The sequence below is a fragment of the Actinokineospora sp. NPDC051303 genome, assembly GCF_055586285.1.
This window is the reverse complement of record NZ_JBVJIN010000003.1, coordinates 114,228-129,937: the sequence shown is the minus strand read 5'-3', so window position 1 is coordinate 129,937 and position 15,710 is coordinate 114,228. Positions and strand designations below refer to the sequence as shown.

The following is a 15,710-nucleotide window of genomic DNA, read 5'->3' as shown; positions in this document are numbered from 1 at the left end:
CGGTGAATCCCGCCTGCAAACCGCGCGGCGAAGGAGTGACGTTCCCCAACGGCCCAGATGGACCGTGTGCGCGTGCTCACCGGGGCACAAGACCAAGTCGCACCAAGGACAACAACGCCTCGGCGCGCTCCCCGCCGGGGTCGACCACCGCGATCCCGGTCGCCAGCGCCATCAGATCCGCCACGTCCACGTCGTCCCGAGCCGCGCCGTGGCGCCGCGCCCTGGCCAGCAAGGCGGCCGCGGTGGCGTTCATCGCGCGGTGCCACTGCTCGAACAGAGCGGAGCGCTCCCCCTCGACGGCCAGCGCCAGTTCACGCTTGGCGGCCACGTGGGACACGAACAGCCGCAGCCACTCCGCCAGCGCCGCGCCAGGCGAGTCGGCGGTGAGCAACGCCTCCCCACGGCCACAGAGGTCGGCGACCTCGTCGGCGTACACCGCGACGATCAGGTCACGCCGGGTCGGAAAATGCCGGTACAGGGTGGCGTTGCCGATCCCCGCCCGCCGCGCCACCTCGTCCAGCGCCGCGTCGATCCCCTGCTCATCGAACACATCCCGGGCCGCGGCCAGCAGCCGCTCTCGGTTCCTCCGCGCGTCCGCCCGCACCGCACTCCCTTGCCAACCGGGGACAACCCCACTTAGAGTACCTAAACGGGGAACTCCCCGGTTAGGAGGAGAGCATGCTCAGCGCGGCGGAAGTCCACCGGCGAATAGTCGAGATGTACCCGGAAGCCCTGGCCACCGGCGACCTGGCCCCAGCCCTCGCCCTGATCGATCCCGACGTCATCGACCACCGCGGCGGCTCCGACGGCGACCACCACGGGATCGACGCCTGGCGCCGCAAGTGGGAAACCGCGATGGCGGCCGACAGCAGCTTCCACGACACCTCGGTCACCATCGAACAGAACGTCACCGCGGGCGACATCTCCGTCAACCGCTACACCAGCCGCGGCACCCACGCGGCCACCGGCAAGCACTACGCGGTGCACGGCATCGACATGGTCCGCGTCCACAACGGCAAGATCGTCGAACACTGGGCGCTCCAAGACACCGACGCCATCCGGCATCAACTGGGTCTGAGCGGCTAGGCTGTCCACCCTTGCCCGCGCGGCGCCTGAAGCCGACGTCTAGATGCCCGCGCTCGTGTAGGTGTCAGCCGGTGAACGCCGCCGCCGGGGCCAGGGGGATCTCGATCAGGGATGGAACGGTCGGGCCGTGGTGGATGCCGTAGAGGCCGCCTAGCTGGTTCAGCAAAGGTTTCGGTAGTGACAGCAAGCGCGGGGTGTCTGTTGTGGACAGTGTGATCCGCAGGCGGTGTCCTGGGGCCAGCCTGGCGAAGGTGGGGGCGATCTCGATGTCGTGGCGCACCAGAGCGCCCACCGGGACCGGTGTGGCCGCTTCCCGGGTGAAGGGGTGGAACGGCAGGAGGTAGTTGCCGTCCGGGGCGAGCCAGCTGCGGGCGGGGTCGACGGCGCGGTGTCTGCCCGTGAGGGAGCCGGAGGTCAAGGGGGTGGAGGCGCCGTTGGGGGCTATGTCGGAGACGGTGATGGCGAGTTGGGTGTCCGGGCGGGTGGAGGTGGCGTGGACGGTGGCCGCGATCGGGCCCGCGAGCACGGTCGGCTCGGTGAACGGCGCGGTGGTGTAGGTCGTGGCCAGCGGTGAGAGCTGGATGAGATTGTCGTTGTGGGCGCAGGGTTCCGGCAGTCCCAGCGTCCGCAGTGCCACGATGAGGCCGCCCGCTGTCGACTGGTCGAGGCCGCGGTTGCAGGGGACGCCGAGTGGCGAGTGGACGAGCAGGTCGGCGCGGTGGACGGGGGCGCGTTCCGGGGTGAGGCCACCGGCTTCGCGGAAGTGCAGGGGCGTGGGGTTGGCTTGGGGGAACGGGAAATGGGTGGCCCTCACCCAGCGGTCGCCGCCGATCTCGGCCAGTCGCAGTGGCGGGCCGGTGATTCCGGTGTCGACGCCCTTGAGCCAGTGGTCGAACCACCGCAGCCGCAGCGCGTTCAGGTCGATGCCGGTGCCTACGGTGACGTGGTGCCACTTCCCCATCAGCAAGCGGTAGCGCGGGTCGGCCGGGCGGTCGGGCCGCATGGGCTCGCCGGTTCGGCCGCCCGCCGCCAGGGATTGCAGGTCGCTGTAGAGGTGGAGTTGGCCGCGGGCGAAGACGTCGTCCCAGCCGCCGACCAGGTGGATCGGCACGCCGGTCCGAACGACGTCGGACAGGACAGTGCGGGGGCTGCGCGCCTGCCAGAACGGGCCGTCGTAAGCCAGGTCGCCGTCGGCGACGCCGTTGAGGATCATGGTGGCGTGCAAGGACAACAGGCCCGCGATTCGGTGGACCAACACCTGGGCCAGGTCCGGGTTGCCCGCGGTCGTGGCATTGACCAGGTGCATGAGCGCGGTGAGTCCCAAGTAGACGGCGTTGGAGCCGAGACCGAACGTGCCGCCCGGGAACACCATGTCGCGGAAGGGATCGAGGCTCGGCATAACCGGGAACAGCGCCCGCACCGGCGAATCCGGGCCGAGCGCGGCCATGGTGAAGAACTGGTTGATGGCCATATAGGACGACCCGGTCAGGCCGACCACACCGTTGGACATCGGCAGCGCGGCGGCCCACCGGACGAGTGCCGCGCCGTCGCGCGCCTCGCGTGGGCCGAGGAAGTCCCAGGTGCCCTGCGATCCGCCGGTGCCGCGCACGTCGGCGACGACGTTGACGTACCCGCGCCGCACCAGGTAGGCGTCGCCGCCGCCGATCAGGGTCAGGGCGCCCGCGTCCGGGTTGTTCAGGCCCGGCGCGGTCTCGGCCAGCGCGCCGTACGGGGTTTGGCTCAGCACCACCGGAAACCGCCCGGCGGCCGGGGCGCCGCTGTCGTCGGTCGGGTAGTACACGTCGGCCCGCAGGACGGTGCCGTCGGACATCGTCACCGGGACGTCGCCCTGCCTGCCCATCCCGTACCGCTGCGGCCCCGGCTCCCACGCCGCGCTCGCCCGCTGCCCGGAATCCACCAGGCAAACACCGGTCAATGCGACAACGGTGAGCAGCCGGGCGAGAAATAGGGGCACGCCGCTGTTTGTACCTCTGTTTCCTCGGGAAAAGCAAGAAAAGTCCCCCAAAGCGACGAAGCGAATCGCATTCGGCCGACCGCGCGCGGGTCTCGGCCGCGCGGACTCGTCCGACCAGGTCATATCCCCCGCGCACGCTACTCCCGAGTACGGCGGTCACCGCTTGACACCGAGTGCACAACTCTTTGACCGGGAGTCCACATCGACATTCATCGGAACCGCTCGCGACCTTCCGCATGGCTATCCACTATCGTCCGCACCGAGACGCCCGAGGGGGAAAACATGATCGAGACGGTGATCCGGACCGCGGACGTGCCCGCGGCGGACCGGTTCGAGTACTGGCGCGACAACCTGCGCCGGATGCACGCGCCGATGGACCTGGTCAGCGCGCACAGCGCGGATTTCCAAGCCAGCCAGCGCATTCTGCGGTTCGGCCACGTGTCGGTGCTGACCGCGGCCTACCAGCCGCTGGTTTTCCGGCGCACCTCCAAGCTCATCCGCCAGTCCGACCCGGAGATGTACCACCTGGCCCTGGTCACGCGCGGGCGCGGCGGCGCGGCCTGGGACGGCCACGAGGCCGAGTACCGCGAGCACGACCTGCACTGCAACAACTCGTCGCTGCCCTGCTCGGTCTGGGTGGACGAGGACCAGGACATGATCGAGAGCGTGGGCGTCAAGGTCCCCAAGGTGCTGCTGCCGCTGCCGAGGAACAAGGCGGACCGCATCGTCGGGCGGGTGATGTCGGGCCAGGACGGGATGGGCGCCCTGTTCGCGGGCTTCGTCACCCGGCTGGCCGCGGACGCGAGCACATACCACCCCGCGGACGGTCCACGCCTGGGCGCGGTCCTGATCGACCTGATGTCGGCGGTGTTCGCGCACATCCTCGACGCGAACGACCGACTGGCGCCGGAAAGCCACCAGCGTGTCCTGGTGCTGCGCATCCGCGCCTTCATCAGCCAGCACCTGCACGACCCGAAGCTCACCCCGGCCGCGATCGCCGCCGCCCACCACATCTCGACCAGCTACCTGCACCGCCTGTTCCAACTCGACGGCGTCCCGGTGATGGCCTGGATCCGCCAGCAGCGCCTCGAACACGCCCGCCGCGACCTACGGGACCCCGCCCTGCACGCGGTCCCGGTCAACCAGATCGCCGCCCGTTGGGGCTTCACCCACCACGCGGCCTTCACCCGCGCCTTCCGCGCCGCCTTCGGCACCTATCCGACCGCGGAGCGCACCGGGCCGCCGCCGGTCACGGACGCCTGAAGAACTCCACCTCGCCCAGCGCGATGTGCCTGCCCGCGCTCAACCCGACCGCGGCGCGCACGACCAGGCGAACGCGCACCACGTCGCTGACGCCGAGGTCGGTGCGCTGCGGGCCGGGCTGGTCGGCCAGCGTCACCGGGATCGTCCGGGTGGCGCCGTCCGCCGTGGTCAGCACCAGGTCCAGCGCGGCGGGCCGGGCCTGGGCGAAGAAGTCCTCTTCCTTGGTCGAGGCCCCCGCGTGCACGACGACGGTCAGCAGCCGGAACGGACCGGCGAACCCGAACTCGACGGCGTCCCCCACCGCCGGGGCGCCCCAGTACCGGTTGGACAGCCCGTCCGCGGCGGCCGCGGCCGGGTGACCGGCCACCTCGGCGGTCGCCGTCGCGCCGGTCGGGCCGATTGGCGCCGGGGTGGCCGTCCGGTCCCGAAGGTCCTCGACCAAGCCCTTGGCGTGCGGAAACAGCAGGAACCCGGCGACCACCAGGACCGCGATCACGATCAGCGCCACCAGCCGCCGCAGCCACCGCGAGCCGTCGCCCCGCCAGCGCCACCGCCGCCGCGACGGCCCGCCCGCGGCGCCGCCGTCCGGATTGAGCGGGGCCGCGCACCGGCGACAGAACCGCCTGCCCGGCGGATTCGCCGCGCCGCACATCGGACACGGCGGCCCCACGACGGCGGCCTCGGCCGACGGACTCGGCAGCGGCCGCCGCGCCGCGGGCAGCCCCGGCTGCACCGGCCCGATCCGGCTGTCCACTGCGGCAGAATCCGCGGGCCCGGGTTCCCGCTCCGCGCTCGCGACAGCGTCCGACGCGGGCGTTTCCGGCTCCGCGTCACCGTCCCGCTGCCCCACCGCACGGGCGGCGCCCTGCCCGCTCGCCCCTTCGCCGGCCGGGTCCGGCCCGTCCCGGTCGCCGGTTTCCGCGCTGTTTTCCGGCGCGCTCGCCGCCGATCGAGTCCCGGCCGCCTCGCTCACGCCTGGGTCAGGGGGCGGGTCCTTAAGCCAGCCGAGATAGGTGCCGCAGTTGCCGCAGAAGTCGTCGGTGGCGTGCACGGGGGCGCCGCATTGGGGACAGGACAACGACATCAGGTTCCCTCCGGCGCCTCGGACAGCACCTCGACCGCGCAGGCCACGTGCACCGGGCACGCCGCGGCCACCACCGCCGACACCCGGGCCCGGTCGATCGCTCCGGACCGGCCCGGCCACACCCGCACGACGACCGTGTCCACCGCCGCGCCGGGCAGCGGCGTCCCCGGGGTCGGTGACCAAGCCGCCCCCGGGCCGTCGAGCACTTGCGCGCGCACGCCCAGGGACAGCTCAAGCCGTTCGACCAAGCCGCGGGCGGTGCCGCGCCAGCGGTGCAGTTCGACGGCGCGGCCGACCACCACCCGCCGCAGCGGCTCCGGCCAGGCGGGGTCCAGCCGGGTGGCGACCCAGGACGCCAGCCAGGACAGGAAGTCGTCCGGCGCCAGGCGCGGGTCGAGATAGCCCGGCAGGTTGTCCATTGTGGACACGATCGCGGACAGCACGGCGTCGAGGCCGCCGGTGAACCGCTGGGTGAACTCGTCCCCGGCGTACATGGCTGGGAGCAGGCCGCCGAGCGGGTGCCTGCTGGGTAGCTCCGGCAGCGCCGCCCGGCTCACGACGGCCCCGCCGCGAGCGTGACCACGACCTGGTGCTGGTGGGAGAACACGAGCGAGTTGGCGGCCACCTCGACGCGTTCGACCAGGGCGCCGCGTTCGCCGGTCAGCGGGTTGGCGGGGAACAGCCGGACCTCTTCCACCAGTCCCACTCCCGGAACCTGTTGCAGCACGGCGAAAACCTCGCCGAACTGCACCGGTCGGCCGAACTGCCAACCGGTTCCGTCCTGGCCGCCGCGCAGTGGGTTGAGGTACCGGTACAGCGCGTCGAGCGCGGCCTCGCGCACCTCGTTGACCGCCGTGGTGGCCACAAGCCGCGTGACGACCGTGACACCCTGGTAGTCCGGGGGCTCCACCACCAGGCGGGTGCCCAGCAGCCGCCGCTCGTCCAGCCGCCGGGCGATCGAGGCGAGCATCTCAGCCGCGGGCACCAACTGCTCGAACCGCAGCCGGTCCCCGCGATCGGCCACGACCTCCGGCACGACCAGCACCCGCGCCGCGCCCGGCTCGCCGTCCACCGGCAGGCACCGCACCCGAGCCGCGGATGGCGCGGCCAGCCGGGCGATCTGCTCGTAGTCCTCGGCCGTCACCGCCCGCTCCTGCAACCGCAACTGGTTGGGAGCGCGCAGTTTCGCTTCTTCGACGGTCTCCCCGTCCACCCCGCCGACCGCGGCCTCCCGGTTCTCGACCGCGGCGACATACGGAACCGAGCTGCGCAGCACCGAGATCGCGCCGCGCGCGACGTTGCCCGCGCGCCCGCCGCCGGTGCGGTAGCGCGGGACCTGGACGACAGCGCCTTTGGCGGGCACCGCCCCGTACCGGCGCAGCGTCCCGTCCGCCTCGCGCACGGCGGGCGGGAACAGCACCTCGCCGCTGGTCGCGTCCAGCACGACGTGCCGGTCATCGGGGCCGGACGCGCCGAAGTGCTCCACCACCGTCCAGTCCACCCAGCCATCCACAGTGGACACACGGACGACGATCGGCGCGCCGTCGAGCAGAACCGGGGTCCTGGCCAGGGCGAACCGCTGCCCCGGCACGCCAGCGGACTCGCCCAGCGGCACGTCGGTCACGGTCTCGGCGTGCTCGACGGTCGTGGTGGCGCCGATGGTGAACGCCTCGGCGACCCGCACGGTCGGCGACTCGCTGTAGAACGGCTGTCCCGGCTCCGGTTCGGTCACCCGGCACCGCAGCCAGCCCGCGCGGTTGCCCGCGACGACGGACGTGGTGTGCCCCGGGGGAACGTGCAGCACCACCTCGCCCGGCCGGTTGAGTCCGCCGGTGCTGTCCTCGTCGGCGGCGCACCGCACCCAGCCCTGCCCGTCCCACGCCTCCCACACCAGCGGCGGCTGCCGGGGGTCGACGCCTATGCCCTCGACCCGGCTGTCCAGCCGCAGCACCACCACACAGCGCGGCACCGCGGCGGACAGCCCGAACAGCGTCACATCGCCCGCGACCGGCGCGGGCTGGAAGCAGGGCACGTCCTTGCCCGCGTCCAAATCCTTGGTGCGGTCGGCGTGCTCGCCGCTCGCCGAGCGGGTCACCAGCCGTTCCAGCGCGCAGGGCGGCACCGGAAGCTCGTCCACGGTGGCGAACACCACCGCCTCGGCGTTGTCCGTCCGCGCGGTCGCCACCTCGGTCCCCCTCGGCAGGACCACGGTTTCCGCCTGGGGCGCGGAAAGCCAGAAGGTGACCTCCGCCTTGGCCGCGGCTGGCGGGAACAGCCGCACGCCCAGCAGGTCGAGGAAGGCGATGTAGTTCTTGTCCGGCACGCGGTTGAGTCGGTAGACGAGCTGGTCGACCATGTGCGCGAACGTCTCGATCAGGGTGACGCCGGGGTCGGAGACGTTGTGGTCCGTCCACTCCGGACAGCGCTGCTGCACGTACCGCTTGGCCTCGTCCACCAGCTGCTGGAATCGGCGGTCGTCCAGGTTGGGCGCGGGGAGCACCATCAGTCGCTCCCGTCGGAGGGAATGGTGTAGAAGGGGAAGACGAGGTTGCGCTGGTCGTTGGTGGACCGCACCGTGTAGCGCACATCGATGTAGAGGGTCCCGATGTCGACGGCGTCGAACGCGACCAGCACGTCGGTGGTCTCGATGCGCGGCTCCCATCGGTCGAGCGCGGCGCGGACCTCATAGGCGATCCGGCCAGCGGTGGCGCCATCGGCCGATGCGAACACGTGCTCGTGGATGCCGCAGCCGAACTCCGGGCGCATCGGCCGCTCGCCGGGCGCGGTGCCCAGCACCAGCCGGATCGCCTCCTCGATCTCCTGTTCCCGTTCCACCATCCCGATTCCGCCGGTCGGGCCGACGCGCAGCGGGAACGCCCAGCCCCGTCCAATGAACCGCTCGCTCACAGCGCCCCTCCTATTTGGACGGTCAGCTCTCCCAAAAGGATGGTCGCCTGGCAGGTGGTGCTGTCGCCCGCCCGGGCCGCGGGCAGCCCGCCGATCAGCACCAGCCCGGTCGCCGAGGGTCTGGGCATGATCACATTCGTCGGGCCGAGCGCGGCGTGTGGCGGCACGACGCAGATGTGCGTGCTGCCCACGACGGCGGCGGGTTTGCCGCCGATCAGCACGGTCGACACCGCGGCCGCCGCCGACGCCGGAGGCGGGCCGATGGCGCCCCCGTGCGAGGTCTTGTCTCCCAGTCGAGCCGCGGCGGGCATGTCCCACTCCTTCAGGTGCCTGGTGGTTCAGTTGATCCGGACGATCCGGCCCTTGAGTACGGCCTGCGCCCCGCCGTCGACCGACACCGACGCGGTGCCCTCGACCGACACCGACCGCCCCTTGAGGGTCAGGTCGCCGCGCTTGGCGTCGAGGGTGATGCCGCGGTCGGTGAGCGTGATGGCGCTGAGGACCCGGCTGCCGCCCCTGGCCCGCACGGTGACCTCGATCGTCCCAGTCGTCTCATCGATGTGAATCGCCAACCGCTTGTCGCCGCTGGCGATCCGCACGCCCGAGGCCGTGGTCCCGTCCAGCAGCTCGATCCGGTTTCCCTTGCGCGACACCAGCGACCGGCGGTTGACCCGGCCGCTTCTGCGGTCCACCAACGGAACGTCGTGCGGCGAGGGGCTGTCGATCCCGTTGTAGAGCCCGCCGAGGACATAGGGCCGGTCCAGGCTGCCCTGCTCGAACCCGACCAGCACCTCGTCGTTGACGTCCGGGCTGAACACCCCGCCGCCGCCGTGCCCGCCCAGCTGCACGGTGCGCACCCAGTCGGTCACGTAGTTGTCGTCCAGCCACGGGAACCGCAGCTTCACCCAGCCGCGCTCGGATTTGCCCACTTCCTTGATGTCGGTGACGATCCCGATCGCGAGACCGGGCATCTTCGGGCTGCGGGCGGGCGCGTTGCCGCCGGTCACCAGACCCGCCAGCGACCGGTCGGGCGAGGCGCTGACCATGACCGTGGTCCGGTAGCCGCCACCCGGTTCGAGCACGTGCCGCACCGCGCTTGCCGTGTATTTCCCCGAAAAAGCCGGACCGGCGTTGCCCAGCGCCACCGGAACACCCGCGCGCAACAGCGGATTTCCCTCCACGACGGCCTCGATCTCGCCGAACCCGGCGCTCACGGCCGAGGCCAGCGACCGAGCCGCCGCCGCCGTCTCGGCCTGGGTGCCGTACGGGGCGTCGGCGACGAGCATCCTGGCGCGGGTCCCGAACACCGCGCCCACCTTGGCCGCGGGCAACCCGGGCGCGACCGTCGTGCTGGTGACGGCGGGTTCCACGGCCACCAACGCCTTCTTCGTCGCCACGTCCCACCCGCGCACCTCGACCGCGCCCACCTGGTCGGCGCTGGTCAGCGACGCGCGCAGGGACATCAGGTTGCGCCCGTACTCCAGCACGAACGGGTCGCGCAGCGACGGGGTGCTCGGCGCCGGGGCGCTCGCGGCGGGCTCCGGCTTGCTGAACTCGATCCGGCCTTTCCCGTCCACGCGCACGATCGCGCCGTGCTCCTGGGCGAGGCTCTGCAGGAACTCCCAGTCCGAAACGCCCGCCTGGGTCAGCTGCGTGTAGGTGACCGTCCCAGCCTGGACTCGGCCGACGGACAGGCCCGCGCCCCTGGCCACCTTGCGCACGATGTCCGCGGCGGTCATGTTGCGGAACGCTTCGACCTTGCGGCCGCGGAAAAGCCGGTGCGCCTTGGTGAATCCGCGCACCACGGTGAACGAGCCGGTCGGGTCCGCGTCCAGTTCCAACGCGGTCACCTCGCCCTCGAACAGCACCTCCTGCGCCTTTCCGGAAGCGGTGGTGACCGAGATCCGCAGCACCGTGCCGATCGTGACACCGGTCGCGGTCAGAAACTCGTGGTCGGGGTCGCGGAACGTGAGGACGGCGGTGTCGGGCAGACCCACGTTCTCGTCCACGACACAGCTCACCAGCTGCGTGAGCCACGGCTTCGGCAGCGCGCCGGGCGCCTCGATCAGCGGATACGCCGAGTACGAACGGGCTGAAAGCGCGGCGGCGGTCACCAGGCGCCTTCCTCGTCGGCGGCGGGAACCAGCAGCTCCGCGCCCGGGACCAGCACCAGCGGGTCATCGATGCCGTTGGCTTCGGCGATGAGCCGCCACGCGGTCGCGTCGCCGTACTCGCGCCACGCGAGCTGCGGCAAGCTGTCCCCGGCGACGACCCGGTGCGTGCGGCGCGCGACCCGCGACCCGGACGTCGGATTCTGCCCCGGCGCGTCCGCGCTGGCCTCCTCGATCGCCAGGGAACAGGTGGCGCGCAAGGGTTTCCCATCGACGTCGAACAGCGAGTAGTTGACCGAGAAGCTGGACAGCACCCCGTCGAACGAGGTCGTCTTCGACGTCCCCCACTCGAAGCGGATCCACGGGCTCGCGGGCTTCTTGTTCGCCAGGCTGCGCGGTGTCGGCACACACGCCAGCATGAGCTGCTCCACTTTGCGCTCAACGGAATTGTCGTGCGTCGCCGTCGCGTCCAGGAACACCTCCAGCGACAACGACCGCGGGCCGCTGCCGACGAACTCGGGAAGCGCCGACTGGCTGGCCATCCGCGACGGCTTGCGCCGCCACTCGGTGCTTTTGGTCAACGCCAACGTGTTGGGGTTGAACTGGAACGGGACACGGGCGATCTGCGCGCCCGGCTTCGCGCCGACCTTCGCGGGCGGCTCCATGATCGTGAGCTGGGCGCGGGCCAGACCGGCCCCCGACGTCATCGCCACCGTGCTCCCCTTTCTCAGGACGCCCGCAGACCCTCATGAGCGAACTCCAACGTCTCCACCGCCGCGGCCGAGTCGGCCGGGTCGAACGAGGGCCCCTGCCACCGCACCGGGACGATGCCCAGCACCTGCCACCGGGTGATCGGCGTGAGATCGGGGGTGAGCGCGACGATCTCGCCGTTCTTGCGCTCCACCCGCTCGATCACCTCGGTCATCCACCGCACGACCTTCGCCGACGCCGCGGTCACCGGCCGGGTCATGGTGATGTTCGACCACGTGATCCGCGACGGAAGCTGCCAGGCGAACCCGTTGTTCCCCCCTTCGGCGAACTGCTCGACCTCCATCTGCGCGCCCATCCCCGAACAGGTGTGGAACGCCCCGAGGTCATTGCCCGCGATGGACAACTGGAAGAACACGGTGCTGGCGAAAACGGTGTCGGTCACGACTCGCTCCTCTGCTCACCGACGACGGTCATGCGGACGTCCCGCGCGTTCCCTGCCCTGGCGCAGTTCCGCGCGCAACAGCCTGCCGACCGGTTCCAACAAACTCCGAGCCAACTCATCGAGATCAAGCTCGTCGCGCGGCTGTTTCGCGTCGGTCTTGCGCTCCTTCACGCTCGGGACGACTTCCACCGGGACGGTCGGCGACGGCCGAGGCGGCGCAGTGGGAACGGACCGCGGTTGGATCACCGGCGCGGTCGCGGGAAGCGGCTGCGACACCGGGGGCGCGGGAGCCGCGGCGGTCGCGCGTTGCACGGCGGGCGCGCGGTGAGCGGGAAGATTGGTCTGGGAGGGAGACCACCGGGGGCGGACGGGTGCGGGCGCGGTGTCTGGTGTCGACGGTGATGTCAGCCTGGGGGTGAGGGGGCGGTTGGGCAGGAGCGGCAGCGCCCGGCGGAACACGCCTTCGGAGGCGGCTAGGGCGGTGGCTGGACTTCCAGGGTGGGCCGTGGTCGGGCTTCCGGCGAAGGGAAGCGTTGGCGCGGCACCGGGGAGGCTGGGGGGCGAACTCGGGGAGGTGGGGGGCGCGTCTGCCGGACGCGCGGACACCGTGGTCGCGGGCGCGGCGATCAGGGGCGTAGGGGACTGCCGTCCGCTCGCGGTGGCCGCAGGCGGTGCGGGTGTGGCAGCTCGAAACACAGGGAGTGGACCGGCGCTGGCCGGATTCGCCGAAGAACCCACCAGGGGCGGAACTGTCGTCGGGCCGACAGGAGTGGTGGGCCGGGACACAGGAAACGGGCCTGCGCCAGCCGGGCTTGCCGGCGAACCCGTGGAGGACGAGGCCGAAGGCAAGCTGGCGGCGCGAGACACCGGAAACAGGCCCACGCCGGCCGGACTCACCGACGAACCCTCGGAGGACGAGACCGAAGACGGGCTGACAGCCCGAGACACAGGAAGCAAGCCCGCACCAGCCGGACTCACCGACGAACCCTCGGAGGACGAGACCGAAGGCGGGCTGGCGGCCCGAGACACAGGAAGCAGGTCCGCGCCTGCCGGGCTTGCCGACGAACCCGCCGTTGACGAGCTGGCAGGAGTGGTGGTCTGGGACGCAGAAGGCGTGCCCGCAGTCATGAACGGGATCGCGGCCGCAGCGGCGGTTCGGGAGGCAGAAGACGGGACTGTGGAGCTGGTGGTTACGCCGGACGGGAACGCGGCGGTAGGTCGGCTTGCGGTACTCGGAACCTTGGCGGACCTCGCGACGATCGGGGGCACGGTAGTCGGGGCGGAGGAAGGCGAACCCGTGGCGGTCGGGGCGGCGGAGGGCACGTCATCGGCGGTCGATGCCGTCGACCTTGCGACGGTCAGGGGCGCGCTTGTTGGAATCGGGGCGGATGGGGCGAGGGGTGACGTCGCGGTGGCTGGGCTCGCGGTGATCAGGGGCGCGGTGGTCGGGGTGGCGGTCTGTGCGGTTGCCGCGCTTGACCTGGTCGGGGGCTCGGTGGAGGTGGCGGTCTGGCTTGGGCTGCTTCCCCGGCGCTGGATGTTGGGGAGTCCATCCGATTGGCCCTCGAACCCGGTGGGCGGCACCAGCGCATCCCGCGTGGGCTGGGCGCCGGGCCGAAGCTGCCCGGACACGGGCGGGCTGGGAGTGGGCGCGGGGGCTGGGTGATCGCGGGTCACGGGGGCGCGCCGAACGTCCCCGGCAGGTGACACGAGCGGGCTTGGCTGGGGCATCGGGAGAAGGCCGTCGAGGCGCGGTGTGGGAGTCGGGCTGTCGCCAGAGCGGTTCGGTTTCGGTGCGGTCGACCGCTGGACAGGTGACCCACTCCCCTGCTGAGGCGGGACAGCAGTCGCCGGGATGGTGGCGATCGGTGCCCCGATGCCCGCCCGGGTGCGGGGAGCAGCGACCGGAGGGGCGGGCTGGTCGGGTTTCGGCTCCGGCGCCCGGCCCACGACGGGGAGCCGCCGAAGCGGTTGGGCGACGCGGCGGGCGACGGTCACGGCTGGTCCGATGCGGCGCAGGGGCACGGGTTCCGGTCGATCGCCCACAGCCGGGGCGCCGGGAGCGGGCTCGGCGCTCCTGCGGAGCACCGGAGCGGGCATCCGCCCGTATGTCGAGGACGCCGGGCCCCGCTCGGGATCACCAGATCCGCGCGAGGACAGCGAAGCTTGCGCGGGCCCAGCAGTCCCCTCCGGGAGCGCGGGAGTTCCCGCGCGTTGGGGGAAAGCCGGGTCGGGCGCACGACGGTCCCGTCCTTGGCCACCCGGTCCGGACGCGGGACCGTCCGATCCCGGGGAGAAGGTCGGACCAAGTCCGCCACCGACCAGGCCAGACACTGGACGGCCCGCTGTCGAAGCAGCCGCACGACGCTGGAGCGTCTGGCCGACACCCGGGCCAGACACAGGACCGTCGACTCCCGGAGAGGGAGTCGAGGCAGCCGCACGCCCCTCCGACCCCTGACCACCAACCGAACCAGACCCGCCACGGTCCAGCCCCGGAGACAAAGCCGAAGCGGCCAAACGGCCCTCCGACCCCAGAGCACCAGCCGCACGGGACACACCACGGGCGAGTCCCGGTGACAAAGCCGGAGCAACCACACGCCCCTCCGACGTTTCACCACCAGCCGCACCAGACCCACCACGGTCCAGCCCCCGAGACAAAGCCGAAGCAGCCGCACGGCCCTCCGACCCCTGCCCACCAGCAGCACCAGACCCACTACGGTCCAGTCCCGGAGAGAAAAGCCGAGCAACCGCACGCCCCTTCGGGGCTTGACCACCAGCCGGACTGGGCGCACGACGGCGCGGGCTCGGGGGAGCCACCTCGGCGGGACGGGCCAGTCCGTGGATGACGCCCGCGGGGGCCGTTGGGCTGACCGAGTGGCCCAGGTCCGTGCTGAAAGTGTGGTCCTGCCAGGCCGCGAGGCCCGCGCGGAAGCGGAGGCCGTCGCTGACGCCGATTTCGGAGCGTTGGATCACCCTCGGCATCGGGCCAGCCGCCTGCCAGCCACCGTCCCAAGAGGACTGTTCAGGGACCGAGGTGCGCTGCCGTCGGAATCTGCTCAACAGGCCCATGTGGTCACCTGCCCTCGTTCGCTCGTGTGATGATGCGGGAAATCTCCTGGACCCAGCGCCTGCGCTCGTGGTGCTCCAAGTCGAGGATCTCCCCGCGCGGCCAGTGGAAGTGGTAGGCCACGTACGCGACCTCTTCGTGCAGCCGTTCGGCCGCGTACGTCACGATTCCCCCAGGCGGCCCCCGGCGAGGTCGACCTCGAACGCGCTCCCGCAGGACGGGCAGGACACCCCGGCGCGGGTGTGTCCCTCGCTGTTGACGCGGCGGTAGAAGTCTTGCAGGAACGCGATGTCGGTGGCGTACATCAGCTCGACCACCCCGGCGTGCACGTCGGCGACCGTGCCGAGCTGGGTGATGACCTGGCTCAGCAGCACCACGCTCAGGTAGGCCGGATTCTCCTTGACGCGCAGGTCAATCTGCGGCCGCAGTTCGTCCCGGGCCGTGGCCAGGCGCATGCGGCCGTGCTTGTGCACGACGCCTTCCTGGTCCACATAGCCGCGCGGCAGCTCGAACTCGAACTCGGTGCGCGCGTGGGTGGGCGGCTGCTCCGCCGGGCGCGGGGCGGCGTCCACCAATTCGTCCAGGGTGACGGTGCGGCGCCTCATTCGACGACGATCTGCTCGAAGGTGATGGTCACCTTCTCCGTCGCGGCGCTGGACTCACCGGCCTTGAGCGAGGGGCCTTCCCACTTGCTGGCCCAGCCGTTCATCAGTTGCAGCCTGCGCACGGTCGTGCCCTCGGAGTCCTTGATCTCGACGGTGAGGTTCTGCCGCGCCGCGCTCACCGCGCCCTTGTTCAGGGTCTCCTTGATCCACTTGGTGAACTCGCCGCTCTGGTCGAGGCCCCGGGTGATGGTGACCTCGCCGCCTTTCTGCGCGCCAGGTTGCTTGCGCACCAACGGTTTCCCTTGCGAGGTCACCTGGAAGACCTCGACCACGTCCTCTTCCACGGTCAACCCGCTGATCTCCTGGATCGACTCGACGGAGTAGCCGCCGAGCTGCACGCCGAACACGTGCGTGGAGAGAGCGTCACCTTCTGCCATGGCTGCTTCCGCCTTCCCGGGT

17 protein-coding genes are annotated in these 15,710 nt (G+C 71.6%); 3 read left to right on the top strand and 14 right to left on the bottom strand.

Annotated elements, in window-relative coordinates; all coding sequences use genetic code 11:
- Positions 1 to 76 precede the first annotated feature (76 nt).
- Complete coding sequence (locus ACZ6SD_RS03850; RefSeq protein WP_465315369.1) at positions 77 to 604, bottom strand: TetR/AcrR family transcriptional regulator; 528 nt, start codon at positions 602 to 604, stop codon at positions 77 to 79.
- Between the two features lie 74 nt (positions 605 to 678).
- Between ACZ6SD_RS03850 and ACZ6SD_RS03845 the strand changes: the two genes are divergently transcribed.
- The gene (locus ACZ6SD_RS03845) at positions 679 to 1,086 is read left to right on the top strand and encodes an ester cyclase (RefSeq protein ID WP_465315368.1); all 408 of its coding nucleotides are present in this window, start codon (positions 679 to 681) and stop codon (positions 1,084 to 1,086) included.
- A 64-nt stretch (positions 1,087 to 1,150) separates the two neighbouring features.
- Here the strand turns inward: ACZ6SD_RS03845 and ACZ6SD_RS03840 are convergent, their stop codons facing one another.
- The gene (locus ACZ6SD_RS03840; RefSeq protein WP_465315367.1) at positions 1,151 to 3,061 is read right to left on the bottom strand and encodes a CocE/NonD family hydrolase; all 1,911 of its coding nucleotides are present in this window, start codon (positions 3,059 to 3,061) and stop codon (positions 1,151 to 1,153) included.
- 282 nt (positions 3,062 to 3,343) lie between these two features.
- Between ACZ6SD_RS03840 and ACZ6SD_RS03835 the strand changes: the two genes are divergently transcribed.
- A complete protein-coding gene (locus ACZ6SD_RS03835; RefSeq protein WP_465315366.1) occupies positions 3,344 to 4,324 on the top strand; it encodes an AraC family transcriptional regulator in 981 nt (326 codons plus the stop codon).
- Here the strand turns inward: ACZ6SD_RS03835 and ACZ6SD_RS03830 are convergent.
- Genes ACZ6SD_RS03830 through ACZ6SD_RS03790 form a run of 9 tightly spaced genes read right to left on the bottom strand, consistent with a single transcriptional unit; the run spans position 4,311 to position 11,750 of the window.
- Positions 4,311 to 5,408, bottom strand: a complete 1,098-nt coding sequence (locus tag ACZ6SD_RS03830; protein WP_465315365.1) for an NADase-type glycan-binding domain-containing protein — start codon at positions 5,406 to 5,408, stop codon at positions 4,311 to 4,313. The genes ACZ6SD_RS03835 and ACZ6SD_RS03830 overlap by 14 nt on opposite strands.
- On the bottom strand, positions 5,408 to 5,965 hold the full coding sequence (locus tag ACZ6SD_RS03825; RefSeq protein ID WP_465315364.1) for a phage tail protein: 558 nt from the start codon (positions 5,963 to 5,965) through the stop codon (positions 5,408 to 5,410). The genes ACZ6SD_RS03830 and ACZ6SD_RS03825 overlap by 1 nt, the downstream gene beginning before the upstream one ends.
- A complete protein-coding gene (locus ACZ6SD_RS03820) occupies positions 5,962 to 7,911 on the bottom strand; it encodes a putative baseplate assembly protein (protein ID WP_465315363.1) in 1,950 nt (649 codons plus the stop codon). Before ACZ6SD_RS03820 ends, ACZ6SD_RS03825 begins: the two co-directional genes overlap by 4 nt.
- A complete protein-coding gene (locus ACZ6SD_RS03815) occupies positions 7,911 to 8,315 on the bottom strand; it encodes a GPW/gp25 family protein (protein WP_465315362.1) in 405 nt (134 codons plus the stop codon). Before ACZ6SD_RS03815 ends, ACZ6SD_RS03820 begins: the two co-directional genes overlap by 1 nt.
- The gene (locus ACZ6SD_RS03810) at positions 8,312 to 8,626 is read right to left on the bottom strand and encodes a PAAR domain-containing protein (RefSeq protein ID WP_465315361.1); all 315 of its coding nucleotides are present in this window, start codon (positions 8,624 to 8,626) and stop codon (positions 8,312 to 8,314) included. Before ACZ6SD_RS03810 ends, ACZ6SD_RS03815 begins: the two co-directional genes overlap by 4 nt.
- Positions 8,627 to 8,653: 27 nt before the next feature.
- Complete coding sequence (locus ACZ6SD_RS03805; protein WP_465315360.1) at positions 8,654 to 10,429, bottom strand: VgrG-related protein; 1,776 nt, start codon at positions 10,427 to 10,429, stop codon at positions 8,654 to 8,656.
- A complete protein-coding gene (locus tag ACZ6SD_RS03800) occupies positions 10,426 to 11,133 on the bottom strand; it encodes a CIS tube protein (RefSeq protein WP_465315489.1) in 708 nt (235 codons plus the stop codon). Before ACZ6SD_RS03800 ends, ACZ6SD_RS03805 begins: the two co-directional genes overlap by 4 nt.
- Before the next feature lie 20 nt (positions 11,134 to 11,153).
- Entirely contained in the window at positions 11,154 to 11,579 is a 426-nt protein-coding gene (locus ACZ6SD_RS03795) for a phage tail protein (protein ID WP_465315359.1), read from the bottom strand.
- Positions 11,580 to 11,594: 15 nt separating this feature from the next.
- Positions 11,595 to 11,750 carry a hypothetical protein gene (locus tag ACZ6SD_RS03790; RefSeq protein WP_465315358.1) on the bottom strand — a complete coding sequence of 52 codons (156 nt, stop codon included), beginning with the start codon at positions 11,748 to 11,750 and terminating at the stop codon, positions 11,595 to 11,597.
- Positions 11,751 to 12,405: 655 nt separating this feature from the next.
- On the opposite strand from ACZ6SD_RS03790, the gene ACZ6SD_RS03785 reads away from it, so the two are divergent.
- Positions 12,406 to 13,245 (top strand): hypothetical protein, encoded by an 840-nt coding sequence (locus ACZ6SD_RS03785; RefSeq protein ID WP_465315357.1) that lies wholly within the window; start codon positions 12,406 to 12,408, stop codon positions 13,243 to 13,245.
- A 1,407-nt stretch (positions 13,246 to 14,652) separates the two neighbouring features.
- On the opposite strand, the gene ACZ6SD_RS03780 is transcribed toward ACZ6SD_RS03785, so the two are convergent.
- From ACZ6SD_RS03780 to ACZ6SD_RS03770, 3 genes are read right to left on the bottom strand one after another with little or no spacing between them, the layout of a single operon-like run.
- Positions 14,653 to 14,811, bottom strand: coding sequence for a DUF6760 family protein (locus ACZ6SD_RS03780; protein WP_465315356.1), 159 nt, complete (start codon positions 14,809 to 14,811; stop codon positions 14,653 to 14,655).
- Positions 14,808 to 15,251 (bottom strand): hypothetical protein, encoded by a 444-nt coding sequence (locus tag ACZ6SD_RS03775; RefSeq protein WP_465315355.1) that lies wholly within the window; start codon positions 15,249 to 15,251, stop codon positions 14,808 to 14,810. The genes ACZ6SD_RS03780 and ACZ6SD_RS03775 overlap by 4 nt, the downstream gene beginning before the upstream one ends.
- The gene (locus tag ACZ6SD_RS03770) at positions 15,248 to 15,688 is read right to left on the bottom strand and encodes a phage tail protein (RefSeq protein ID WP_465315354.1); all 441 of its coding nucleotides are present in this window, start codon (positions 15,686 to 15,688) and stop codon (positions 15,248 to 15,250) included. Before ACZ6SD_RS03770 ends, ACZ6SD_RS03775 begins: the two co-directional genes overlap by 4 nt.
- Between the last annotated feature and the right edge of the window lie 22 nt (positions 15,689 to 15,710).